This is a genomic window from Ferruginibacter yonginensis, assembly GCF_042651465.1.
GTDB classification, from domain to species: Bacteria; Bacteroidota; Bacteroidia; order Chitinophagales; family Chitinophagaceae; genus Ferruginibacter; species Ferruginibacter yonginensis.
In genome coordinates this window covers 325,476-349,219 of the sequence record NZ_JBHSCZ010000001.1, presented here as the reverse complement: position 1 = coordinate 349,219, position 23,744 = coordinate 325,476, and the positions used below count along the sequence as shown (strand labels likewise).

General features: G+C 35.0%; 25 protein-coding genes and 1 riboswitch. Of the genes, 13 read left to right on the top strand and 12 right to left on the bottom strand.

Features of this window, described 5'->3' with window-relative positions; all coding sequences use genetic code 11:
• The first annotated feature begins 52 nt into the window (after positions 1–52).
• The 3 genes from ACFOWM_RS01490 to ACFOWM_RS01480 all read left to right on the top strand — a co-directional run bounded on the left by ACFOWM_RS01490 (position 53) and on the right by ACFOWM_RS01480 (position 3,442).
• The gene (locus ACFOWM_RS01490; RefSeq protein WP_379706068.1) at positions 53–1,204 is read left to right on the top strand and encodes a sigma-54-dependent transcriptional regulator; all 1,152 of its coding nucleotides are present in this window, start codon (positions 53–55) and stop codon (positions 1,202–1,204) included.
• Positions 1,205–1,275: 71 nt separating this feature from the next.
• Entirely contained in the window at positions 1,276–2,793 is a 1,518-nt protein-coding gene (gene lepB / locus ACFOWM_RS01485; protein ID WP_379706065.1) for a signal peptidase I, read from the top strand.
• Between the two features lie 160 nt (positions 2,794–2,953).
• Positions 2,954–3,442 (top strand): cytidine deaminase, encoded by a 489-nt coding sequence (locus tag ACFOWM_RS01480; protein WP_379706062.1) that lies wholly within the window; start codon positions 2,954–2,956, stop codon positions 3,440–3,442.
• A gap of 660 nt (positions 3,443–4,102) precedes the next feature.
• Here the strand turns inward: ACFOWM_RS01480 and ACFOWM_RS01475 are convergent.
• The 5 genes from ACFOWM_RS01475 to topA are packed head-to-tail and all read right to left on the bottom strand — an operon-like array spanning position 4,103 to position 8,755.
• A complete protein-coding gene (locus tag ACFOWM_RS01475; protein WP_379706059.1) occupies positions 4,103–4,435 on the bottom strand; it encodes a tRNA-binding protein in 333 nt (110 codons plus the stop codon).
• Positions 4,432–4,725: a DUF952 domain-containing protein gene (locus ACFOWM_RS01470; protein WP_379706056.1), complete on the bottom strand. Its 294-nt coding sequence runs from the start codon at positions 4,723–4,725 to the stop codon at positions 4,432–4,434. The genes ACFOWM_RS01475 and ACFOWM_RS01470 overlap by 4 nt, the downstream gene beginning before the upstream one ends.
• A complete protein-coding gene (locus ACFOWM_RS01465) occupies positions 4,722–5,591 on the bottom strand; it encodes a transglutaminase family protein (protein ID WP_379706053.1) in 870 nt (289 codons plus the stop codon). The genes ACFOWM_RS01470 and ACFOWM_RS01465 overlap by 4 nt, the downstream gene beginning before the upstream one ends.
• Entirely contained in the window at positions 5,578–6,102 is a 525-nt protein-coding gene (locus ACFOWM_RS01460; protein ID WP_379706050.1) for a YcxB family protein, read from the bottom strand. Before ACFOWM_RS01460 ends, ACFOWM_RS01465 begins: the two co-directional genes overlap by 14 nt.
• Positions 6,103–6,151: 49 nt before the next feature.
• A complete protein-coding gene (gene topA, locus ACFOWM_RS01455; protein ID WP_379706047.1) occupies positions 6,152–8,755 on the bottom strand; it encodes a type I DNA topoisomerase in 2,604 nt (867 codons plus the stop codon).
• A gap of 225 nt (positions 8,756–8,980) precedes the next feature.
• Here topA and ACFOWM_RS01450 point away from each other — a divergent pair, with 225 nt between their 5' ends.
• Complete coding sequence (locus ACFOWM_RS01450) at positions 8,981–9,736, top strand: Rossmann-like and DUF2520 domain-containing protein (protein WP_379706044.1); 756 nt, start codon at positions 8,981–8,983, stop codon at positions 9,734–9,736.
• Here the strand turns inward: ACFOWM_RS01450 and ACFOWM_RS01445 are convergent.
• Positions 9,733–10,359 (bottom strand): hypothetical protein, encoded by a 627-nt coding sequence (locus tag ACFOWM_RS01445; RefSeq protein ID WP_379706041.1) that lies wholly within the window; start codon positions 10,357–10,359, stop codon positions 9,733–9,735. The two genes, ACFOWM_RS01450 and ACFOWM_RS01445, sit on opposite strands and share 4 nt — an antisense overlap.
• Before the next feature lie 173 nt (positions 10,360–10,532).
• On the opposite strand from ACFOWM_RS01445, the gene ACFOWM_RS01440 reads away from it, so the two are divergent.
• From ACFOWM_RS01440 to ACFOWM_RS01415, 6 genes are all read left to right on the top strand, one after another.
• A complete protein-coding gene (locus tag ACFOWM_RS01440; protein WP_379706038.1) occupies positions 10,533–10,868 on the top strand; it encodes a 2Fe-2S iron-sulfur cluster-binding protein in 336 nt (111 codons plus the stop codon).
• A 30-nt stretch (positions 10,869–10,898) separates the two neighbouring features.
• On the top strand, positions 10,899–11,135 hold the full coding sequence (iscX, locus tag ACFOWM_RS01435; protein ID WP_379706035.1) for a Fe-S cluster assembly protein IscX: 237 nt from the start codon (positions 10,899–10,901) through the stop codon (positions 11,133–11,135).
• Between the two features lie 4 nt (positions 11,136–11,139).
• On the top strand, positions 11,140–11,661 hold the full coding sequence (locus ACFOWM_RS01430; RefSeq protein WP_379706032.1) for a KdsC family phosphatase: 522 nt from the start codon (positions 11,140–11,142) through the stop codon (positions 11,659–11,661).
• 31 nt (positions 11,662–11,692) lie between these two features.
• Complete coding sequence (locus ACFOWM_RS01425) at positions 11,693–12,643, top strand: geranylgeranylglycerol-phosphate geranylgeranyltransferase (RefSeq protein ID WP_379706029.1); 951 nt, start codon at positions 11,693–11,695, stop codon at positions 12,641–12,643.
• Positions 12,644–12,649: 6 nt separating this feature from the next.
• Positions 12,650–13,216 carry a Maf family protein gene (locus tag ACFOWM_RS01420; protein WP_379706026.1) on the top strand — a complete coding sequence of 189 codons (567 nt, stop codon included), beginning with the start codon at positions 12,650–12,652 and terminating at the stop codon, positions 13,214–13,216.
• 71 nt (positions 13,217–13,287) lie between these two features.
• Positions 13,288–14,547, top strand: coding sequence for a DUF2851 family protein (locus ACFOWM_RS01415; RefSeq protein WP_379706023.1), 1,260 nt, complete (start codon positions 13,288–13,290; stop codon positions 14,545–14,547).
• An 11-nt stretch (positions 14,548–14,558) separates the two neighbouring features.
• Here ACFOWM_RS01415 and ACFOWM_RS01410 read toward each other — a convergent pair whose 3' ends face one another.
• A complete protein-coding gene (locus ACFOWM_RS01410) occupies positions 14,559–14,969 on the bottom strand; it encodes an OsmC family protein (protein ID WP_379706020.1) in 411 nt (136 codons plus the stop codon).
• 98 nt (positions 14,970–15,067) lie between these two features.
• Between ACFOWM_RS01410 and ACFOWM_RS01405 the strand changes: the two genes are divergently transcribed.
• From ACFOWM_RS01405 to ACFOWM_RS01395, 3 genes are all read left to right on the top strand, one after another.
• Positions 15,068–15,856 (top strand): hypothetical protein, encoded by a 789-nt coding sequence (locus tag ACFOWM_RS01405; RefSeq protein WP_379706018.1) that lies wholly within the window; start codon positions 15,068–15,070, stop codon positions 15,854–15,856.
• 58 nt (positions 15,857–15,914) lie between these two features.
• Complete coding sequence (lipA, locus tag ACFOWM_RS01400) at positions 15,915–16,844, top strand: lipoyl synthase (RefSeq protein WP_379706016.1); 930 nt, start codon at positions 15,915–15,917, stop codon at positions 16,842–16,844.
• A gap of 96 nt (positions 16,845–16,940) precedes the next feature.
• On the top strand, positions 16,941–19,031 hold the full coding sequence (locus ACFOWM_RS01395) for an LTA synthase family protein (RefSeq protein ID WP_379706015.1): 2,091 nt from the start codon (positions 16,941–16,943) through the stop codon (positions 19,029–19,031).
• 59 nt (positions 19,032–19,090) lie between these two features.
• Here the strand turns inward: ACFOWM_RS01395 and ACFOWM_RS01390 are convergent, their stop codons facing one another.
• From ACFOWM_RS01390 to ACFOWM_RS01370, 5 genes are all read right to left on the bottom strand, one after another.
• On the bottom strand, positions 19,091–19,273 hold the full coding sequence (locus tag ACFOWM_RS01390) for a hypothetical protein (RefSeq protein ID WP_379706012.1): 183 nt from the start codon (positions 19,271–19,273) through the stop codon (positions 19,091–19,093).
• A gap of 102 nt (positions 19,274–19,375) precedes the next feature.
• Complete coding sequence (locus ACFOWM_RS01385) at positions 19,376–20,467, bottom strand: DUF5074 domain-containing protein (protein WP_379706009.1); 1,092 nt, start codon at positions 20,465–20,467, stop codon at positions 19,376–19,378.
• Positions 20,468–20,472: 5 nt separating this feature from the next.
• Positions 20,473–22,470, bottom strand: a complete 1,998-nt coding sequence (locus ACFOWM_RS01380; protein ID WP_379706006.1) for a TonB-dependent receptor — start codon at positions 22,468–22,470, stop codon at positions 20,473–20,475.
• A 90-nt stretch (positions 22,471–22,560) separates the two neighbouring features.
• A riboswitch (cobalamin riboswitch) is annotated at positions 22,561–22,766 on the bottom strand.
• A 76-nt stretch (positions 22,767–22,842) separates the two neighbouring features.
• Positions 22,843–23,103, bottom strand: a complete 261-nt coding sequence (locus tag ACFOWM_RS01375) for a hypothetical protein (RefSeq protein WP_379706003.1) — start codon at positions 23,101–23,103, stop codon at positions 22,843–22,845.
• Positions 23,104–23,190: 87 nt separating this feature from the next.
• Positions 23,191–23,670 carry a YMGG-like glycine zipper-containing protein gene (locus tag ACFOWM_RS01370; RefSeq protein ID WP_379706000.1) on the bottom strand — a complete coding sequence of 160 codons (480 nt, stop codon included), beginning with the start codon at positions 23,668–23,670 and terminating at the stop codon, positions 23,191–23,193.
• Positions 23,671–23,744: the final 74 nt, after the last annotated feature.

The following is a 23,744-nucleotide window of genomic DNA, read 5'->3' as shown; positions in this document are numbered from 1 at the left end:
ATTGATTGACCCACTATAAATCATTATTTTTGACGATACTAATTTTGTAATAATGCCTGATATATTGATTATTGATGATGAAAAAGCCATCAGAAAAACCTTAACAGAGATTTTAAGTTTTGAAGGCTATCAAATTGAAGAGGCAAGTGACGGTGAAGAGGGATTGAAAAAATTTGGTCAGAAAAATTTTGATGTAGTGCTTTGCGATATTAAAATGCCCAAAATAGATGGCATTGAATTTTTAGAGAAAGCCAAAACCATTAATGCCGATACACCTATTATAATGATTAGTGGGCATGGTAATATTGATACAGCTGTTGATGCTGTTAAAAAAGGCGCTTTTGATTACATTAGCAAACCACCCGATTTAAATAGGTTGCTCATTACCTTACGCAATGCAACCGATAAGCAGCAATTGGCTACCGAAACCAAAGTACTCAAACGAAAAGTAAATAAAACCATTGAAATGGTGGGGGAGAGTGCAGGTATTGAAAAAATTAAACATACCATTGAAAAAGTAGCGCCAACCGATGCCCGTGTTTTAATTACTGGTGAAAACGGGGTAGGTAAGGAGTTGGTTGCACGATGGATACATGAAAAAAGTAATAGAAATAACGGTCCGCTAGTAGAAGTAAACTGTGCAGCCATACCCAGTGAATTGATTGAAAGTGAATTGTTTGGTCATGAAAAAGGTTCGTTTACTTCAGCAATTAAACAACGTATTGGTAAGTTTGAACAAGCCAATGGCGGTACATTGTTTTTAGATGAAATTGGTGATATGAGTTTGAGTGCACAAGCCAAAGTGTTACGTGCCTTACAAGAAGGCAAAATAACCAGGGTAGGTGCCGATAAAGATATTAGTGTAGATGTACGGGTAATTGCTGCAACCAATAAAGATTTATTGAAAGAGGTAGATGATAAAAACTTTAGGCTCGATTTATACCATCGTTTGGGCGTTATCATCATACACGTTCCTGCATTGAGGGAGCGTAAAGATGATGTGCCCTTGTTAGTGAATCATTTTGCCAAACAAATTGCAATGGAGTACGGGCAACCAGCCAAAGAGGTAGAAAAAGGTGCACATGAATTGCTTAAGCAAAACAATTGGGGTGGCAACATTAGAGAGTTACGCAATGTGGTTGAAAGGTTAATTATTATGAGCGGAAAAAAAATAACGGAAGATGACGTAAAAAATTATGTGTAATCAATACACTATACATCTAAATAGTTGATATTGCATCTACTAAAAAATATTTAAGCACAAAACATTTTCACATGAGCATTGGTTGGATCATATTTATACTCGGTACATTAGGTTGGCATATTGGTATGTTTGGTATGTTTAAAAAAGCTGGTATAGAGGGCTGGAAAGCGTTTATACCTTTTTACAATACTTGGTGTATCGTTGAAAAAATTGAACTCAAAAAATACTGGTTCTTTTTACAATTTATACCTGTTGTTGGTGCGTTTATCACCATTTGGATCACCATTAAGTTTACTGAATATTTTGGTCGTTTTAGTGTATTACACCATGCAGGTGCTGTGTTTGTGCCGTTTGTTTATTTCCCATATTTAGGTTTCTCTAAAAATGAGCGTTTTGCAGGTAAAAAAGTAGTAGACAATTACAAAAAATCAGGCGCAAGAGAGTGGATAGATGCAGCAGCTTTTGCTGTAGTAGCAGCTACCATTATTAGAACATTTGTGTTTGAAGCATATACCATACCCACACCATCAATGGAAAAAACATTGTTGGTGAACGACTTTTTATTTGTGAGTAAATTCAGCTACGGGCCTCGTATTCCTAATACGCCTATTGCAATGCCATTTGTACACCATACCATGCCATTTGTACCTGTAAAATCATATACAGAAGCGGTGTATATTCCGTATACAAGATGGTTTGCCTCACCCGTAAAACGTAATGATGTTGTGGTGTTTAACTTTCCTGTAAATGATACGTTGATTAATGACCCTATTATTAACGGACAACAAGAATTTGGTAGTCAAAAAACCTATTACCAAGCGGTAAGAGAACTAGGTAGTAGAGACAAGGTTTGGAGCATGTATGGTGACATGATTATTACCCGACCGGTTGATAAGAGAGAGAATTTTATTAAACGTTGCGTTGCTGTGGGTGGTGATGTGTTGCAAGTAATTAATGGTATTGTACATGTAAATGGGCAACCGCAGCCTGTGTTTCCGCAATCAGAACGTTTTTATAAAATTAAAACCAATGGTAATGTAAACCTTGATGCTGATGCATTAGCTACCATGGGTATTAAAGTGAGAGAGAGCCAAGGTGATTTACGTCAAATGGAACAAAATACATTTTTGGTAAACATCACCAATGAAGAAAAAGCCAATTTAAAATTGCCACAAGGGTATACTATTGAGCCCTTTACCTTACCTGTAAATAATGATTTGTTTCCTTATTATGATACGGTGAATCAATGGTCTGGCGATAATTATGGCCCTATTACCATTCCGAAAAAAGGTAGTACCATTAGCTTAACACCAGATAATTTAATACGTTACCAACGTTGCATTGAAGTATATGAAGGCAATACCTTTGAGGCAAAAAATGGCCAGTATTTTATTAATGGTCAGCCAGCTACTTCGTACACATTTAAGATGGATTATTTTTGGATGATGGGTGATAATCGTCATAACTCTTTAGATAGTAGGTATTGGGGTTTTGTACCAGAAGATCATGTAGTAGGTAAAGCCTCATTAATTTGGTTTAGTTGGGAAGGTGGTCCAAGGTGGAACAGGATTTTTAAAAGCATAAAATAATATTTTTTAAACATAATTACGTAACTTCAATTTTACCAAAAGACCTCTCGGCTTCAAACCCGAGAGGCTTTTTTGTCTAAAAAAGTATTTCAAGTGTTGCTAAGCGTCGTCCATTATTAACCCATTTGAGTTGCTTACAACAAAATAAAAGGTATTACATATGAAAGTAAAAAGTGAATTTGAATTTGAAATTTTTAATGATATCAGTGAATTGCAAAAAGAAGACGCTGAACTATTGGAAGAAGCTAGAAAAACCACTCAAAAAGCGTACGCCCCTTACAGTAATTTTTTTGTAGGTGCTGCTGCCATATTTAATAACGGAGAGAAGGTATATGGTACCAATCAAGAAAATGCATCGTACCCCGTTGGTATTTGTGCAGAAAGGGTATTGTTGGCTTCTGCGGCTATGTTACAAACAGATGAGCCAATTAAAACGATGGCCATTAGCTACAATAATTTATCGAGAAAAGGTGTAAGCGACCAGCCCATATCGCCTTGTGGTATGTGCCGTCAAAGCCTTGCTGAATATGAAGATAGAACCAAGCAACCGATGCGTATTATACTTTCAGGTATGGAAGGCAAAGTGATGATTATTGAAAGTGCTACACAATTATTACCGTTCTCATTTGGAGGTGATAGTTTGAAATAAGGTGTTTAGGTTTGGAGTTTGCGTATTATAGCATTAAAGTGTAAGAAGGAAAGTTGAATAGATTTTTTATTAAAACTTTGAGAGTAATAGTGACGTACTGATTTCGGTTGGTGAGGGTTTCAACCGATAATAAAAGTATTAAATGTATACTTACGCAACGTCCGGCAAGGGCCAAGACGTTGCTGCAAAGGAATACTGTGAAGTATTTTGCAGATTAAAAATCTGCTTCTTTAAACTTCGAGATGCGCTACGCTAACATCTCGAAGAGCGGGTTTCGGTTGGTGAGGGTTTCAACCGATAATAAAAGTATTAAATGTATACTTACGTAACGTCCGGCAAGGGCCGAGACGTTGCTGCGAAGGAATACTGTGAAGTATTTTGCAGATTAAAAATCTGCTTCTTTAAACTTCGAGATGCGCTACGCTAACATCTCGAAGAGCGGGTAATCTTGTAAAACACTCATTAAAAATCTCTCCTGTAATGTGCTATCGTGTGGCAGAACAGGATCTATTTGAGCCTTACTTTTTACAGTCAATAATAATAATGCTATAATTATTACAGATACCTTTTTCATGTTACTAAATTTAAATGATAAAGCCGATATTTTAAAAGAATATACGACTTGGTTAGTGGCCTCAAGAAACATAGCGGTAGCTGCCTTTACCCAATTTTACAGCCATTTACAATCGTTTTATGAGGTGTTAGTAATACCACTTCATTTAACTCATTGTATACGCCCACCACTAAGCACTCACTCATAAAGTCAGCAATTTGTTTGGGTGGGAAGTTGATCACTGCAATTATTTGCATGCCTACCAATTCATGTAAGGTATGCTGTTGGGTAATTTGGGCAGATGATTTTTTAATGCCAATATCAGTTCCAAAATCAATCCATAATTGATAAGCAGGTTTTTTGGCTTTTTCAAACGGTTGGGCTTTGATGATGGTACCCACCCTCATGTCAATTTTTTTAAAATCGTTCCAGGTAATCATATTGCTGAAGAGGTAATAACGGCATCTAAATTAATGGTGCCATAAATATGCGGAAACGCTTCGTTGATAGAAGGTGCAATTTCATATTTCAGCGGAGCGGTGAGTTTGGTTTCATCAACATGCAATAAAATTAAATCAGTTTTGCCAGCATAGTAACGTTGTAACACACCTGCAACTTGATGTTGCTCACTCATGTGTATGAAACCTTCTAATTGTAAAGAAGGTGCTTCAAATACACCATTGGCTTGTGCTTGCGCCCATTCTTGTTTGGTAGTAACGTGAAAAATCATGCAGCAATTATATTAATGAGTGAAGAAATTTGTTCGTTTTTAAAAGCATTGTCTTCCGCAGTGTAACATTTTTGTAATTCAGTAAGTAAAGTAATGATTACATTTTTATTGTTAATTGGTTTAAAGAACGATGCAGTTGGAGGTACGGCTATTTTTTTGAAATAATTTTCAACATCTTTATGCGAATACATTTGTCCGTTAATAGGATCAATGTAAAATTTTATCTTTTCAGATGCATGTCCAACAGGGTTTAGTACATCATACAAACTATCAAAATAGCCTAAAATAAATTGCTGTGGAATATTGATGGCATATACCGGCACATCTAACAAACCAAATAAAATCAACAATAAAGTGCCATTACCAAAGGCATTACCGTGTTGTTTTTCAAGTACTTTATTAATTAAAAACCCATCAGGATTGTTGTAATTAATTTCAATACCTCTTTGTTTGTAATAATTATACAAAATGCTGCCTACCACATTTATTTGCTCCATAGGGGTGAGGTAGCTGTTCATTTCGAGCCAAATATTTCTACGGAGTTTATCAATATCTTTTAATACAGCCGTTACATCCACATCGGGATACACAAACTTAGCAACTAACATAGCACCTGATAATAAATCAGGAGAACCATCATTCCATTTAATAAAATCAGCTTTTAAATCTTCAAAATGGAGCTGTTGAATTAATCGTTCAATTTTGGCTTGTAATTCCGTATTGATGCTGGTTTCGCTAAAGTGCTCAAGGTTAGGTATAATGGCTTTACCTAATGACATAATTTTGGTACTCACCGTTTCGTACACTACTTCATCAGGATCATCAATTAACTGTAGTAAGGCTTTTATTTCACTATTTTCCTGCATCGATCGCTTCTTTTAGTGCTACATCAAACGACAAATGTTTGGAGAGCAATGTATCAAATGTTTGCAAATCGATTTTATTTTGAAAAGCATTTTTGGGAATAATAATCGCTTGCAAAGCATTCACAAATAAAAAATAATAACCAGTATTTTCAGCTTTTTTTACAAAAGCTGCCCAGTTATAAATACTGGTATTTAACTCATTTTGTAGTTGTATTGATTGGGGTGTAGCTGTTACTGTAGTTGGCAAAAAAACGATTGCATTTTCAGGATCGTTCGCAATGTTAGTGGCTTGCGTTTCTAAATCATTTTTACCTGAAAATAATGGTAACAGCGTAAAAAACAACATTACCCCCAATAGTATATACACATACATACTAAACAACGAAACTGTACCACCAAATATTAAAATAGCTGCAAAAATTAGTAAATAGGTTGCTTGCCTCAATACATTTTTTATACGCTTTTTTTTACGGCCTGGTGCATCCCAAAAAGTATACGTGTAAAAAGCCACGTAATCGTTTTTAGTTAGACTATAATGCAGCGTTATCATTTTTTACATTTTACTTGGTCGCTTTTTTGGTAGCAGTTTTTTTAGTGGCCGTTTTTTTTGCAGCCGTCTTTTTAGGTGCAGCTTTTTTTGTAGCTGTTTTTTTAGCTGGTGATTTTTTATCAAAAGCTTTTGGATCTTGCGCTACAATCATTTTTTTGACCGTATCTAAATCCATTGCACCTAACTCTTCTGAGGTGAACTTACCATTAGCACCTGTACCTACAATTTTCAGCATTTTTTTACCAAACTTTATGAAGGGGCCCCAACGGCCATTTTCAATAGCAATATTTTCTTCTGGCCATTGCTGAATATAGCGGTTGGCTTCTTTTTCAAGCTTCTTTTCAATAAGCTCATTACAATCATGTTGGGTTAATTCATCAAAATTATAGGCCTTGGGAATATTGATAAAAAGGTTGTTCCATTTAATGAACGGGCCAAACCTGCCTTTACCTTTGGTAATAGGTTTATCTTCATAAAAACCAATAGGAGCTTCTTCAATTTGCTTGGCTTCAATGATAGCCAAAGCTCTTTTTAAATCAACACTGTATACATCTTCGCCTTTGGGCATCGAAATAAATTGATCACCCCATTTTACATATGGGCCAAACCTACCCACATTAACTGCCACTTCTGCACCTTCATATTCACCCAATGCAAGTGGTAATTTAAATAGGTCTAATGCTTCTTGTAAGGTAATGGTTTCAATACTTTGATCGGCTTTTAAACGAGCAAACCGAGGTTTTTCTTCGTCGGTTTGAGCACCAATTTGTACCATAGGCCCAAAGCGGCCCATACGAGCACTAATGGGTTTACCTGTAGCTTCATCCGTACCCAATATACGTTCCCCTTTAGCTCTTTCAGCAGTTTCTAAGGTATGCTCCACACCATTATGGAAAGGGTCGTACCAATTACGTACCATATTGTTCCATTGCAATTTACCTTCAGCAATGTTGTCAAACTCTTGTTCAATATTAGCAGTAAAAGAGTAGTCCATTACTCTTTTAAAATGTTCATTTAAAAAGTCGGTAACAACTAACCCTAAATCGGTAGGAAACAGTTTACCTTTTTCTGCACCTGTATTTTCTTCAGATGAAGATTTGGTGATGGTATCATTTTTTAATGTTACTAAACGAACGGTTCGTTTAATTGGTTCTTTATCTTTTTTAACGACGTAGTTTCTTTTAATAATGGTTGAAATTGTGGGAGCGTACGTACTGGGCCTACCAATACCCAACTCTTCTAATTTTTTAACCAATGAGGCTTCCGTGTAACGAGCACTTGGTCGTGTAAAACGCTCTGTGGCCAGCATTTCATTAAATGCTAACTGTTGGTTTACTGTTACATTCGGCAACCTGCTTTCACCTTCTGCATCATCTTCCTCATCATCTGTACTTTCCATATACACTTTTAAGAACCCATCAAATTTTAAAACTTCACCACTAGCTGTCAATAATTCTTTATTGGTGCTTATTTCAATTTTTGCAGTTGTTTTTTCTAAAACAGCATCACTCATTTGCGATGCGATGGTACGTTTCCAAATGAGCTCGTATAAACGATTCAGTTCGGGGTCGCTCACAGTACGGGCATCCATATAAGTTGGGCGAATAGCTTCATGCGCCTCTTGTGCACTTTCGTTTTTATTTTTATACTTGCGTACTTGTAAATATTTATCACCAAAACTGCTGGTAATTTCGTTGGTGATGGCGGCCATTGCAGTATCGCTTAAATTCACACTATCAGTACGCATGTAAGTGATTTTACCACTTTCATAAAGTTTTTGTGCCAATAACATGGTTTTACTTACACCATAACCAAGTTTTCTACTGGCTTCTTGCTGTAGGGTAGAGGTGGTAAAAGGAGCAGCTGGTGTACGTTTACCCGGTTTTACTTGAATATCTTTTACGGTGTATGCTGCACCAATACAACTTTGTAAAAACGCTTCTGCATCTTTTTGTTCATCAAACTTAGCGCCTTCTGCTTTAAATAAAACGGTTTTGTTATTAATATCGGTGGCGCCTAAAATAGCTTCAACTTTAAAGCTACCAACAGGGGTAAATTGGTTAATTTCTCTTTCTTTTTCTGCAATAAGTTTAACGGCAACGCTTTGAACACGACCAGCACTAAGGCCACCTTGCATACCGATTTTACGCCAAAGTACAGGGCTCAATTCAAAACCCACAATTCTATCAACTACTCTACGAGCTTGCTGTGCATTCACCAAATCCATATTAATAAAACGTGGGTTGGCTACGGCTTTTTGAATGGCAGGCTTGGTAATTTCATGAAAAACAATACGTTTGGTGGTTTTAGGATCTAATTTCAATACTTCCGCTAAGTGCCAGCTTATGCTTTCACCTTCACGGTCTTCATCGGAAGCCAACCATACTTCATTTGATTTTTTTGCGATGCTGATGAGTTCTTTAACCACCTTTTCTTTTTCGGCTGGTATAATATATTTGGGGGTAAAGTTGTTGTTGATATCAATACCCATATCGTTTTTTTCAAGGTCACGAATATGTCCATAACAACTTTTTACTTCAAAATCTTTCCCTAGAATACCCTCAATCGTTTTCGCTTTCGCTGGTGACTCCACTATTAATAAGTTCTTTGCCATAATTTGCTTTAGTTGTTCAATTCATCGATTCTACTTCACCATTGCTACTTAAAAGCAATTTAGCAATGCAGCACAATAATTATGCAATATTACTTTAAAAATGAAAATATGTTCAAATTGAAAAAATAATACAATCTTAAAATTGTTTTTTTCCGAATGTAATATCTGATTATATGCACATATATAAATTATTTATTTTTCGTACTTTGAAAAAAAACGAGGCTTATGAACATTAGTTTTATTGGAACCGGTAATGTTGCTAGTGTATTAGCAAAAGCTTGTAACAGTAAAGGACATATTGTACATCAAATTATAGGAAGAAATGTAGAAGCAGGCACTTTGCTTGCGAAAGAAGTAGGTGCAAATTTTTATGAATTAACTTCAAAAAACATAGAAAGTAGTGAGTTAATTATTGTTGCAACGTCCGACAGGTCTATATCTGATGCACTTTCGAGCTTTAATTTTGGCAGTACGCCAACGGTGCATACAGCAGGCTCGGTGAGTATTGACATATTAAAAAACGTAAGTGATAATTACGGCGTATTATACCCGTTGCAAAGTTTGAGGAAAGAAATGGAGGCCATTCCGTGCATTCCCTTTATTGTAGAAGCCAATAATACATTTACGGAAAATATACTTGTTAATTTTGCTAAAACTATTTCAGAACAGGTTGAAATTCAAACTGAAGCACAACGTTTACGCTTACATACTGCCGGTGTTATTGTTAGTAATTTTACTAATTATTTATATGGAATTACTGAAAATTTTTGTGTAGATGAACACATTAATTTTGATTTACTGAAACCGCTCATTAGTGAAACTGCCAATAGAATTACCCATTTATCGCCAAAAGCATTGCAAACTGGGCCAGCCATTAGGGGTGATATTGCTACTTTGGATAAACATTTACGTTTACTAAGCACTTACCCAAAATTAAGAACGCTTTATATGCGCATGACAGATGGCATTATGAACCCTTAGTTTTTATAAGGCATTACAATATCTGTTTGCATTTTATACGGATCAATTTTAACTTTTGATGGTTCAAAAGGGTTTTGTACATAAATTTCAAAAGCTGGAGCAGATTTGCGTTTCTTTCTATCTTTCAAAATTTCTGCTAAAGATTCGTAGCCAACATTGGTTAAATCGTAGGGGCCAAAAAAATGTGCCAATAAAGCGCTATCGCCACCTGTACGTTTTACCATGATACCTTTTGCCAATTTATTGGGTGCCTTTTCAATAGGTAAACCTGCTTCAAAAAAGAAAGGTGCTTTTTGAGTTTTGTACCAAGCCGTAGGAGCACCTGTTACTTTTAATTTATTTGTTTTAATAAAATCAACTAATTTTTTGTTGTAAATATTGTTGAGTTTAACACTTAAACCTGCACTTGTAGCTGCACTGTCTTTTATAATAATATATACTTGTTTGGGAGTAATGGTATCAATAACATTAATAATGGGGCCCTTCTGTAATTTATCAGTTGGCTGCGATGGTTTTTCTTTTTTTACTAATGGGGGAGGTACATTAGCCGGTTGTTTGCTTTTACAACTTATTGAAAAAAGCGTAACTGTAAATAATAAGGTAGTGGTTACAAAACGTATCATTCGTAAATTTTGGTTGGGAGATATCAATTTTCAATCCAAAAAATTGATGTTAGTTGGTAAAGTGTCGTTTTACCGCAAATTAATCATATTTAATTGATTATTTGTGTTGATTTTCAATACAGATTTTAGATAATAGTGTTTTTGCAGTAGGTTTGCATTTCGAAAAACGAATTATGTACGATATTACTTTTAAGTTTGAACAAAAAGGGCTTGAACCCATAACGTTGCACAATATTGAGGCAGGACAATCTATTTTAGAAGTTGCATTAAAGAACGATATTGAATTGCACCATAACTGCGGTGGCGTTTGTGCTTGCAGTACTTGTCATTTGTATGTAGAACAAGGCGACACTTTAATTGAAGAACTAAGCGATAAAGAAGAAGATTTTATTGATAGGGCTATAAACCCAAGGCTCAATTCACGTTTGGGTTGCCAATGTGTATTGGTGGCCGATGGTGGTAGCATAACAGTAACATTGCCTGACCAAACCCAATTTTTGGGAGAATAAATAAGTACTTATTACATTAAACAATTATTTATGAGTTTTGAATTACCCATTCATTGGAACGATTATGAAGATATAGCCATGAAGTTATACGAACGTTTTGGTGATGATTTTAATGAGGGGAAAATATACAGAATACGCTTTACCGATTTACATAAGTGGGTGTTAGAAATTCCGAATTTTGTGGGCAAACCTGAAGAAAGCAATGAAGGTCATTTAGAGATGATTCAAAGCACTTGGGTGTATGAATGGAGAGACAACCAAAAATAACCACATGAACGTTCTGGCCCAATTAAAAAATATTCAATTATTTGTATTAGATGTTGACGGTGTATTAACCGATGGCTTTTTAATGCTGATGGATAATGGTGAAATGGCCCGTAAAATGAATGTAAAGGATGGTTATGCCATGCAATTGGCTATAAAAAAAGGTTACGAAATTGTAATCATTTCAGGCGGTAATTCACAAGCTGTAAAAACAAGGTTACAGCGACTCGGTATACAACAAATTCATTTAGGTATTACCGATAAAAAAACGTTGTTGGCTGAGTATGTAGCCAGCACAACATACACTTGGGATCAAATTTTGTATATGGGCGATGATGTGCCCGATGTAGCACCAATGCAAATGGTTGGTGTAGCATGTGCACCCAATGATGCGGTACCCGAAGTTATAGCTGTAGCGCATTATATTTCGCCATTGAGTGGTGGCAACGGTTGTGTGAGAGACGTAATTGAAAAAGTATTAAAACTCAATAATGATTGGGAAGTTACTGAAAGTGTTGCTTCTATTTAAACCCTCTTTTTAACCCCCTGAAATTATCTACATGAAATTAATAATAGCATTTTTCAGGTTAACGAGGTGGCCCAATTTACTGTTCATTGTTATTACACAAATTTTATTTTACAGTTGCGTTTATTTGCCTTTGTTGCATGCACAAACTTCTAACCCAACGCAACATCAAACCTTATTTATTTTACTATGTGTTGCATCTGTTTGTATAGCAGCGGCAGGGTACATCATCAATGATTATTTTGATATTAAAATTGATATCGTAAATAAGCCCGATAAAATTATAGTAAACAAAATCATTAAACGCAGGTGGGCTATTGTTTGGCATTTCATACTATCAACAATAGGCATATTATTAAGCATTTACATTGGTTACACTTTACATGAATGGATTGTAATTAGTATAAATTTTTTATGTGTAATTGCCTTGTGGTTTTACTCCACAACTTTCAAAAGAAAATTATTATCGGGCAATATCATTATTGCTGCATTAACAGCTTGGGTCATTTTAGTAGTGTATTTTTTTGTAGGTGCTGAAATTTTTTCATTGAAAGGTTGGTACAATGCCTCCAACAATTTTAACAGCAGTAAATTATTTAAAATTACTATGGTGTATGCTGCGTTTGCCTTTATTACAACTTTAATTAGAGAAGTAGTAAAAGATTTAGAAGATATGGATGGTGATCGAAAATACCATTGTAATACCATGCCCATTGCATGGGGGGTACCTGCTGCCAAAGTTTTTACAGCCGTATGGTTATGTGTTACCATTGCTGCGTTAGCCGTAATACAATTATATGCTTGGCAACTAGGGTATTGGTTGGCCGCTGTTTATTTGTTGGTTTTGGTAATTGCACCTGCCATTGTTATTATATACAAATTATCGAAAGCCTATACAGTAGCCCATTATCATACCATCAGTAATTGGGTGAAGTTGTTGATGTTGTTTGGCATATTATCGATGTTGTTTTTTAAATTTATGTAATTAGGTATGTCGAAAATCATTTTAGCTTCACAATCGCCCCGTAGAAAAGAATTATTACAATTAGCCAATATTGTATTTGAAGTATTGGTGGCCAATACAGATGAAAGTTATCCGCCTCAACTTTCGTACAATGATATTGCTGTTCATATTGCTACACAAAAGGCTATGGAAGTTGCTAAACAAACTGCTCCTGAAAATATCATCATTGCTGCTGATACCATTGTTGTATGCAACAATAAAGTATTGGGCAAACCAATTGATAGCGCTGAAGCTATGGCTATGTTAACCGCTTTATCAGGCACCACTCACCAAGTTATAACAGGTGTATGTATACTTAAAAACAATACCCAGCAGAGTTTTGCCGATGTTACTCATGTAAGTTTTAATACACTCACCCCTGAACAAATAGCACACTATGTTAATGTATACAAGCCGTACGACAAAGCTGGCGGCTACGCCATACAAGAATGGATTGGTGCTGTTGGCATACATAAAATTGAAGGCGACTACTACAACGTAATGGGGTTGCCGATTAACAAGGTTGTAAAAATTATTAATGCGCTACAAGCTTAAAAATTGTTCATAGCATTTTCTTTTTAGAAAAATATTTACATTTATAGGGTTAATCTTAATCCCTATAAAAAATGAACGAACAACTTTTACAGTTTATATGGCAATTTCAATATTACAATAAACAAGCGCTTACAACATCAAAAGGTGAAGCTTTACAAATTTTACAGCAAGGCAGTATCAATAAAAACCAAGGTCCAGATTTTTTAAACGGTAAAATTAAATGTGCAACTACCACATTGGTTGGTTCCATTGAATTGCATGTGCTAGCCAGTGATTGGCTGAAACACCAGCACAGTAACGATCAACATTACAACAATGTAATATTGCATGTAGTTTGGCAAGAAGATGTACAATTGCCACTTCAATTTCCGGTATTGGTGTTGCATGATAGGGTTTCAAAAATTTTATTACAGCAGTACCAACACCTACAAAGTAACCAACCATTTATACCTTGTAGTAAACAACTACAACAAGTAAACGACATGGTGATTTTTGCTTGGAAACAACGGCTGTTTGTTGAACGTTTACAACAAAAAACAACTGCTATTCAACAACAATTACAACAGCAACAACCTTGGGAAACCTTGTTTTGGCAAGTATTGTGTAAAAACTTTGGAGGTACAACTAATAAAGAAGCTTTCGAAAAAATTGCTCAAACAATTTCAATACAAATTTTAGCAAAACATAAAAATCAACTCCATCAATTAGAAGCATTGTTACTCGGACAAGCAGGATTGTTACAGCACAGTTTTGAAGATGATTATCCGAAAATGCTACAGAAAGAATATCAATTTTTACAACACAAATACCAATTGCAACCAACACATGCAACGGTACAATGGTTACGTATGCGTCCTGCTAATTTTCCTACGATACGTTTATCGCAATTGGCACAAATCATTTATAAAAATGTTCATTTATTTTCACAAATAATGGCTGCTGATGATTTAAAAAAAGTGTACGCTTTGTTTGATGTTGCTGCCAATGATTATTGGTTATATCATTATCGATTTGATGAACCAAGTGTTTACAAAGAAAAAAAATTGGGTAAACAAATGATTCACCATCTTATTATAAATGTTGTATTGCCTATGTTATATGTGTACGGTTGGTATCATAACAAACCATCTTTTAGTGATAAAGCCATTGAGTGGGCCTTACAGTTACCAGCTGAAAAAAATAGCATCACCAAAGGCTTTGCAAACTTAGGTATCAGTAACACAAATGCCCTTGATTCGCAAGCACTCATTCAACTAAAAAATAATTACTGCAACCATAAGCATTGCTTACAATGTGCCATTGGCAATCATATTTTAAAGAAAGAATACTAGGTAAAGGTTTTTTATGATGCCCAATTGTAGTGAATCATCACTTCCATATCAGGATGTACACTTTTGGTAACCGGACAATTATCGCCTACACGTTGTAAAATCAATTTATCTTTTTCATCAATTTGTAATGATGCTGGCATGTACAACGCTACTTCAACTTTACCAACCCTACGTGGCTCTGCTAACATATACTTGGTAACTTCCATACGAGTTGTTAATAAATCGATATTCATATCCATAGCTTTAATACCCATAGTGGTAACAATGCAAGTTGCCAATGAAACACACAATAAATCTGTAGGACTAAACCTTTCGCCCTTGCCCCTGTTATCGCTAGGTGCATCGGTTTCAATAACACTGTTGCTTTGCAAATGAGTGGCTTCGCAGCGAAGGCTGCCTTTATAAATTACGGAGGCGGTCATTTTTTATGATTTTATTTTGATTATAGTTTAATTAATTACCAACGAACTGTAAAGTAAGCAAGTATTTTTGCATAAATTTACTCCGATAAATAGTTTACATGAAGAAAATATTTTTTTCGATATTAATAATAGCTACAGCGGTTAGTGCCTCTGCACAAGATAAAACCAAAACAAGCAAACAAGAAAGGAGAGAGCAGCGCAAAGAGCGTATTGATGCCATTGCCAAGCTTGAAGAAGAAGGTGTTATAAAGTATAAAAAACAATTTGCCGGAGGCGTTAAACTCACATCAGATGGTTACGGTGGATTTTTAGAATGGGCTAGGCCACAATCTGTAAAAAAATCATTGCTGTATCAATTTGAAATTACAGAACGTAAACACCCAAAAGAGTCAAAACAATTTAATAATAATACCGGTGCTGGTCCTTATATATACGGTAAAATCAACTTTTTTTATCCTGTAAAATTAGGTGTACAACAACAGTTTTTATTAGGCAACAAGGGTAATAAAAATGGGGTGAGTTTGAGTGCCAATGTAGGTGGAGGTGTTACTTTAGGCCTTCTGCGCCCTTATTTATTAGGTTATGATAGTGCAGGCACCAGAATTTTTAGAGGATTAGCCGATGATTCTGCAAGATTTTTATTTGATGATCCCATTAGTGGCCCTAATTTAACCACTGGTTTTAGCAAGTTAAAAGTAACGCCAGGCGCCTATGTAAAATCAGGGCTTCGTTTTGATTATGGTAAATACAACGAAATGGTGAGTGCTGTTGAAGTGGGGGTAATGTTAGAATATTATACAAAAGCGATTCCTCAAATGGCATTTAATAAAGATGAAAAAGTATTTTTTTCAGCCTATGTTGCCATCCTTTTTGGAAAGCGAAAGTAATGCATGAGATAGATAAGTATCTTTGCAATATTGAATCATTTATTTGAATTTTTTATACATGAGTGCGACAATTGTAAATGAAGAGCAAAAGATAAAAAAACCAGATTGGTTAAGGGTTAAGCTACCAATTGGTGAAGAATATAAGCATGTACGTAATTTAGTAGATACACATAAATTACATACGATTTGTGAGAGTGGTAATTGCCCGAATATGGGCGAATGTTGGGGTGCAGGCACAGCCACCTTTATGATTTTAGGAAATATTTGTACCCGTAGCTGCGGATTTTGTGCCGTGGCAACAGGTAGGCCAGATGCTGTTGATTGGGATGAACCACAACGTGTTGCGGAAGCAATTCACCTTATGAAAGTAAAGCATGCGGTTATTACATCTGTTGATAGAGATGAATTGAAAGATGGTGGTAGTATTATTTGGTACAACACTATTAAAGCCGTGTATGCACTCAACCCAACAACTACTTTAGAAACATTGATTCCTGATTTTAAGGCAGAGAAGCACAACATCCAACGTATTATTGATGCAGCACCCGATGTAGTGAGTCATAATATTGAAACAACGGAACGCTTAACCAAACAAGTACGCATACAAGCCAAATATTGGCAAAGTATGGAAACCTTGAAAATTTTAAAAGAAGGTGGCATGCGTACAAAAAGTGGTATCATGCTAGGCTTAGGCGAAACCAAAGAAGAAGTAATACAAACTTTAAAAGATTTGAATAATAGTGGGGTAGACGTAGTGACGATTGGTCAATATTTACAACCTACAAAAAAGCACTTACCTGTTGATCGTTTTATACATCCAGATGAGTTTGCTGAATATAGAGAAATTGGATATAGCTTGGGGTTAGACTATGTAGAGAGTGGTCCGTTGGTACGTTCATCATACCATAGCGAAAAACATGTTATTAAAAATTGGGGTCGTAACAAGTGGTTAGAAGAAAAGCAAGCAGCTACTGCAAATAATGTTTAATATTTAAGAAAAATAATAATGATACGATGCTATTTAAAATAGCATCGTATTTTTTTAGATAGTCATTACACTTTGTCGTTCATTTTAAAAAGTAATATGTTTCATAAACTATTCAATAAAAAATTTTTACCTGTAGGTATTGTATTTACAGCATTTGTGGCAGTTGCCGCTTTATTGCGTTTGGTACTCATGGTTGTTACTGCTAGCCATTCACAAATGCAATGGTGGCAGTACCCTGTATCGTTTTCTATGGGTGTAATGTATGATGTTGCGGTAGCTTTATTCGTTTGTATACCCTTTGTATTATATGTATGGTTACAAAACGATATGATGTATCAAAAAAAATGGAAACCGTTTGTAATAGCAACATTTATAATTATAATTGGCTTGGTTTTGTTTACCAACATAGTACCTAAAGAGTTTAATAAACTGGTATATCAATTATTTGTAGGGTACATAATTTGGAGGTTTGCATTGTATGTTTTGTTGTGTTTTGTAACTACAAAAACAAGGGCTACTATAAGAATATATTTAATGTATTTTATGTTGCTTATTACCTTCATCATCATCATTTTTAATGCAATAAGCGAATGGTTTTTTTGGGAAGAATTTTCAACCAGGTATAATTTTATTGCGGTAGATTATTTGATATACACGAATGAAGTAGTAGGTAATATTAAAGAATCGTATCCGTTAGGTATCATAATACCCATTATAGCAGCAGTAGCATTTGCAGGGGTATGGTTGGTACGTAAGTTATTACAACAATGGGTACATGTATGTGAAACCATTACCGTACGTACTGTTAAGGCATTGATTTTATTGGTATTACCAGCGCTATTTTATTTTGTAATTCAAGAAAAATGGCACCGTTACAGCAATAACGAATACGCAAACGAACTTGCTGGCAATGGATTGTATCAGTTTGGTGTAGCCTTTAAAAACAATGAATTAGATTTTTACAAGTTCTACAAAACCATGCCCGATGAAGCAGCTTTCAAAATTGTAAGAGAACAATTGAGCGATAGCAACAGTACATTCACAAGTAACGATGTATTTAATATTGAAAGAAGTATAAAAGGTGTTGGTCCAGAAAAAAAGTTAAACGTTGTTTTGATTAGTGTAGAAAGTTTAAGTGGTGCGTATATGCAACATTTAGGCGGCACCCAAAATATTACACCATATTTAGATTCGCTGGTTGATAAAAGTATGTTTTTTGAAAACCTTTATGCATCGGGCACAAGAACGGTTAGAGGCTTAGAAGCATTATCATTAGCATTACCACCTGTACCCGGACAAAGCATTGTAAAGCGACCTGATAATGACAGCTTGTTTACATTGGGGCATGTATTTAAAACCAAAGGGTATACTACGCAATATATTTATGGTGGGTATAGTTACTTTGATAATATGCAAGCTTTTTTTGGAGGCAATGGTTATGAGGTAATTGATAGAAGTGCAATTAAACCAAGTGGTATACACTATCAAAATATTTGGGGTGTTGCTGATGAGGATGAATTTACTTTAGCCATACAAACCATTGATAAAAATGTTGCCCAACAAAAGCCATTTTTTACCCATATCATGACGGTTTCAAACCATCGTCCTTTTACTTATCCTGATGGTAGAATAGATATTCCATCTGCATCACAAACAAGAGAAGGTGCTGTAAAATACACCGATTATTGCATCAATAAATTTATTAAAGAAGCATCAGGTAAGCCTTGGTTTAACAATACCGTTTTTGTAATAGTGGCCGATCATTGTGCTGGTAGTGCAGGTAGTGTACAATTACCAGTAACGGGTTATCATATTCCGATGCTCATTTATTCTCCTGCAAACATAGCACCACAAAGGGTTTCACAACTTACTGCACAAATTGATATTGCACCAACTTTACTAGGTTTGTTGCAGTTTAATTACACATCAAAGTTTTTTGGTCAAGATGTATTGCATACACCTGCTAATAAAAGAAGGGCATATATAAGCACTTACCAAGGTTTAGGATTTATTCAAAACAACCAACTTATTATACAATCGCCAGTAAAAAAAATAAAGCAATACCAACCAGATTTTACAACTGGTTTAGCAACGCCACAACCATTAAATGATAGTTTGGCCAATGTGGCTACTGCATTTTACCAAACGGCTTCGTGGCTTATAAAAAATAATAAATACCACCAATAAATTATTTAATACTATAAGGTTTTTAAAACCTTATAGTATTATTTGTAAGTTGTAATACCTTACAACATTGAGTTAGATTGTATGTATACATAGCCTGTGGTTTGTGGTGCAGGAGCTTTTTCTTTGTTACATGTACCTAAAGCCCAATAAATAATAATAAAAATTAAGATTGTAGAGAAACATCCTCCACCTAATTTTTTTGCGCCATAACCAGCTATTAATCCTTTAAATAAATTGTTCATATAGTTGTAGTTTATTTAAAGATGACTTAAACAAATAAGATGCCCAAATAAAAAAGCGAAGTCATGCATGGACTTCGCTTTTTTATTACAACTTATGAACCATTATCTTTTAAATAAAATAGTATTGGGGTTTACGCCTGGTGCTACAGAGAAAGAAAACTTTTTAACGCCTACGCTGGTAAAACATGTAACCGTACCTGCGTTAGAAAAATTACCTGCATCTGCAATATATACATCACCATTTTGTTCATCAATATTTAAACCATAAGGTGTAGTAATAACGGTATTATCAGCAATAAATTCATTTCTTACAACAGTATTTGTTACAGTGTTGTAAACTTTAGCAGTGCCTACGCCACCATAATTGTTATAGCAATAAGCAATATCACCAGCTATACGTACATTACTGTATTGAAAAGCAGTACCTAAATTTGTTGCCGCTACATTGGTAGTGCCGTTGATGCTGTAAATGGAAGCTGGAATATTACTGTAGTTACCATAAGCACTCACTAATACATTGCCAGCAGTATTTACTGCTACTTTGTATGGGTTAACACCTACTTTTATTTTCTTTACCTCTAACTCTGTATTTAAATCAATTACCGATACAGTTGAATCTGGTACTGCATTAAAACCGCCAGAATTCGCTACATATAAAAAGTTAGCATTTGCAGCAATACCCTCTGGGTTGGCACCAACGGTAATGGTTTTAACAATTGATAATGATGTAGTGTCAATTACACTTACAGTGTTATCGTATGATGTTACATAAACTTTACCTCTTGCTGAAGTGGCATAACGTGGCGATTTATTTATACCGCCACTTAAAAAACTGATATTTTTAATAAATACCGCATTGCTTGCATTTGCCACTGTAACCCTGCCAGAGCCATTGAGTACAATGTACATTTTACTACCATAAATAATAGCATCGTTTGCAACATCGCCTAAACCAGTTGTAATAGTTGGGTTTTGCTGTAAGTAAAAATCGCCTGTTACTGTATTGTTGGTTAGGTTGTAAAAGCTCAACTTAGCATTGTTTGCACCAAAGCCACCTTCGCTTAAAATATAAGCACCTGTTGCTGGGGCTAATACAACGGGTGCTGGTGTTACAGTAGTATCTTTTTTACAAGCAGTAAATAAAAGGGCACTGGCCATAACAGAAATAGATGTTTTGAAAAAACGAGTAATCATTTGTTTTATTTTTTTGTTGATATAATGAGGGTTAAACGATAATTATTGAGCGGCATAGGATAAAACTTTACGATTTCATAATGGATATTAAAAATGTTATTGATTTCGGCAATACATTTTATAGTAGTACTTTTTTTATGTAAATAGGTATAACTTATTGCGGCATCATTGGTTTGATAACCTTGCAATAAATTCTCTATTGTTTGATCACCATTACGATATCGGTATGATGAAAAAAGCATATTATAACTCAGTGCCCATTGTTGGTATTGTATAGTAGTATGCAGACTAACACTGTGTTTAGGCGTATACGGTATCATGGTTTTGTATAATACACTAGCAGGGTTTGTTACATCTAACACTTGTTGAAAGGTATAAGCCACTTGCGAATTTACTTGCCATTTATTACCAATATTTTTCTGTAGATGTGCAGCAACATCAACCCCCTTAATATCAACTATCCCTATATTTTGAATTGACCATTGAAATAAATTTTGCCTTGGTGCTGCAACAATTTTATTAGTTACTTTATTGTAATACCCATCAATAGTAACATCTATATGATTCAAAAACTTTGTATTGTTTTTTTCAAACGTAATTCCAACGTTGTATTGCTGTGCCTTTTCGGGTAATAAATTGGTATTGCCAATATTGGTATAATACAAATCATTAAATGTGGGTACTCTAAAAATTTGTTTATAAAAAGCCCTCATTTTTAAAACAGGTGAAGCAAATGGTTGGTAACGTACCGCAATTGCTGGCGTTAACTTTTGTACATTGTTACCAGCTTTTGCCGCAGCAACATTATCGTGAATTGAAGTAAACAACACATTACCATTTACCAGCCATTTATTATATTTATATTGAAGTGCAATATTGTTAAGATAAGTAGTACGTTTAGGCGTTGCGAAATTGATAGCGAATGTATCTTTTCGCTGTAATGTGGTGTAGTATACATCATTAGCAATAGCAGCCATCCATTTTTCATTCCATTTGTATTGCAATACAGCCGAGGCAAACCATTCTTTCAATCGAAAATCGTTCACTAATTTTCTTGCTGCATTAAAGTAATTGTTATCTACATAGTAGTTTTTATCGGCTGCATATTTTGATTGCAATAGTACGTACCAGCTTTTTTGAATTGCTTTTTTCCAAGATGTTTGCACAAAGAAATTATCATCTTTCAAGCGTTGGTTACTCGTATTATTAAAAAATATAACAGCACCGGGTAACCCTCTATCTGACCGATAATAGAAGGCTTTTAGTTTAATGGCATTGGTATCATTCAATACTAAAGCAGCATCATATTCTATTTTTACGTTTTCAACATCGGAATTGATTCGTTTTTCAGTAGCGCCGCTATTGTCGTATGATTTGAACTTGTAAGCACCATTTGCTTGCTGCCATTGAGTTTGCAAAGCCATCTGTAATTTTGGTGTAATGGCTTTTTTTATTGTTAAAGAAGGGGAGATGTGTCCAAACGAACCTTGTTGCAATGAAAGTTTGGTAGCTAATTTTTCATTTTTAGGTAAGATGTTGTTACTAGTTTTTAAAGACAATACAGCAGCATACGCATAAGCCGATGCCGTATTCAACAATGCCTGTGGGGCAGCATTATCCAATGTAATTTGTTCAATATTATCTAATGAGAATTTACCAACATCTATTTGTCCACCTTGTGCATTTGTAATAGGCACACCATCATACAAAATACCTGTATGGTTGGCACCCAAACTTCTTACAGCTATGGTTTTTAAACCACCAATGCCACCATAATCTTTCACAATTACACCAGTAAAAAATTTTACCGCATCAGCTACAGAAAGGCTGTTATATTGGGCTGCATTATTGGTAACAATTGTTTGAGATGGGGTAGCCGTATTACTAGGAGCAACATTGCTAACAGTAGTTACCGTTACAGTTTGTAATGTGTCGTGTTTTTGTGCTGTAACAGTGTTACAAAACAAAAAACAATAAAATACTATTTTAAAAAAATGGTTCAAATACAGCTGTTTAAAATACAGCTAACGCATGAAGAAGTATTTGCGAATGCAACTTACATAAGCATCTACAGCCTTTCACCCGAAAGCTTCGAATTTATGATGAAATTGGCAGGTCTTCTGGCTCATTGCATTTTTTACAGCCTTCCCATTTAACTTGTAAACAGTGGCAAAATTTGTAAAAAATGTACAGTATCAACTGTGTGCAATTTACAGCTACGGGGATAGCTCCCGGATTTAACGGGATTCCCTTTTAATCATCATAACAAATATGATGAACCATTTTCTGCTGCAAATGTAGGGGGAAAATGATGGATGCAAAAAATTAAAATAAGATGGCATAAAAAAACCCTTGCATCAACAAGGGTTTTTATTTTAATTTAATTGGCTACTTAAGTAGCTTTCAATCATATTACAAGGCACTAAAAATGGCTTATCAATAATATCAATATTAAGTTCTGCACCATTTACCGTGTATGATCCTTTAATAGTATTACCAAAAATACTCACATCAAAATTTCCTTTTGTGGTATCGCCTTCAAAAGTACCACCTTGTGATTCAACTGTTTTTTTTGCTTTTTCTAAAATTTCCGTAGCTGATTTTGTGAACGGAATGGTGAAGTTACATGCTGACATTGTTCAAATTTTATAAATAAAAAAACCATTACTTATACAAAGAAATGGCTTTTGTTGTATTTAATATAGAGAAAATGGAAAATTATTTTATTGAACCCTACCACTTTTTTTATCTTGTTGGCGACCAATGATATAACCACCTGCTGCACCTACTGCACCACCAATTACGGCACCTTTACCTTTACCAATAATTGCACCAGCAACTGCACCACCAACACCACCAATTACGGCACCTTTAGCACCTTGGCTCCAACCTTTTTTTGCTGTTGAAGTAGTACCTGTACTTGCTGTGCTGTTACCTGTATTGCTTGAACCTCCACCTGAGTTTGAAGTAGATTGGGTCGTTCTTGTTGAACGAGTGGTTCTTGTAGTACTATTTGAAGTAGCTCTTGGCGCAGGTGTTGCTACTACTGGCATTTTTGAAACACCAGTATCAGACAAGTAACTGTTTGCAGCTTTTGATGTATCTGTTAAAATCACAATATTTTTATCTGATTGTAAATCTTTTTTACTGTTACAAGCCGTAAACGTAATTGCAGCCATTACTATTAATCCTATCTTTTTCATAATCATTTCATTTAATTACTATACACTTTCAAAAAACTGTGCCAAACTTTGTAATTGCCTTTAATTAATTAATA

Coding starts and splice junctions, on each gene's coding strand:
- ACFOWM_RS01375 (WP_379706003.1), bottom strand. CDS start 23,103: ATGTCAGCATGTAACTTCACCATTCCGTTCACAAAATCAGCTACGGAA.
- iscX (WP_379706035.1), top strand. CDS start 10,899: ATGAGTTTTGAATTACCCATTCATTGGAACGATTATGAAGATATAGCC.
- topA (WP_379706047.1), bottom strand. CDS start 8,755: ATGGCAAAGAACTTATTAATAGTGGAGTCACCAGCGAAAGCGAAAACG.
- ACFOWM_RS01480 (WP_379706062.1), top strand. CDS start 2,954: ATGAAAGTAAAAAGTGAATTTGAATTTGAAATTTTTAATGATATCAGT.
- ACFOWM_RS01430 (WP_379706032.1), top strand. CDS start 11,140: ATGAACGTTCTGGCCCAATTAAAAAATATTCAATTATTTGTATTAGAT.
- ACFOWM_RS01420 (WP_379706026.1), top strand. CDS start 12,650: ATGTCGAAAATCATTTTAGCTTCACAATCGCCCCGTAGAAAAGAATTA.
- ACFOWM_RS01395 (WP_379706015.1), top strand. CDS start 16,941: ATGTTTCATAAACTATTCAATAAAAAATTTTTACCTGTAGGTATTGTA.
- ACFOWM_RS01445 (WP_379706041.1), bottom strand. CDS start 10,359: ATGATACGTTTTGTAACCACTACCTTATTATTTACAGTTACGCTTTTT.
- ACFOWM_RS01440 (WP_379706038.1), top strand. CDS start 10,533: ATGTACGATATTACTTTTAAGTTTGAACAAAAAGGGCTTGAACCCATA.
- lepB (WP_379706065.1), top strand. CDS start 1,276: ATGAGCATTGGTTGGATCATATTTATACTCGGTACATTAGGTTGGCAT.
- lipA (WP_379706016.1), top strand. CDS start 15,915: ATGAGTGCGACAATTGTAAATGAAGAGCAAAAGATAAAAAAACCAGAT.
- ACFOWM_RS01390 (WP_379706012.1), bottom strand. CDS start 19,273: ATGAACAATTTATTTAAAGGATTAATAGCTGGTTATGGCGCAAAAAAA.
- ACFOWM_RS01385 (WP_379706009.1), bottom strand. CDS start 20,467: ATGATTACTCGTTTTTTCAAAACATCTATTTCTGTTATGGCCAGTGCC.
- ACFOWM_RS01490 (WP_379706068.1), top strand. CDS start 53: ATGCCTGATATATTGATTATTGATGATGAAAAAGCCATCAGAAAAACC.
- ACFOWM_RS01370 (WP_379706000.1), bottom strand. CDS start 23,670: ATGAAAAAGATAGGATTAATAGTAATGGCTGCAATTACGTTTACGGCT.
- ACFOWM_RS01450 (WP_379706044.1), top strand. CDS start 8,981: ATGAACATTAGTTTTATTGGAACCGGTAATGTTGCTAGTGTATTAGCA.
- ACFOWM_RS01475 (WP_379706059.1), bottom strand. CDS start 4,435: ATGATTACCTGGAACGATTTTAAAAAAATTGACATGAGGGTGGGTACC.
- ACFOWM_RS01415 (WP_379706023.1), top strand. CDS start 13,288: ATGAACGAACAACTTTTACAGTTTATATGGCAATTTCAATATTACAAT.
- ACFOWM_RS01425 (WP_379706029.1), top strand. CDS start 11,693: ATGAAATTAATAATAGCATTTTTCAGGTTAACGAGGTGGCCCAATTTA.
- ACFOWM_RS01470 (WP_379706056.1), bottom strand. CDS start 4,725: ATGATTTTTCACGTTACTACCAAACAAGAATGGGCGCAAGCACAAGCC.
- ACFOWM_RS01410 (WP_379706020.1), bottom strand. CDS start 14,969: ATGACCGCCTCCGTAATTTATAAAGGCAGCCTTCGCTGCGAAGCCACT.
- ACFOWM_RS01465 (WP_379706053.1), bottom strand. CDS start 5,591: ATGCAGGAAAATAGTGAAATAAAAGCCTTACTACAGTTAATTGATGAT.
- ACFOWM_RS01405 (WP_379706018.1), top strand. CDS start 15,068: ATGAAGAAAATATTTTTTTCGATATTAATAATAGCTACAGCGGTTAGT.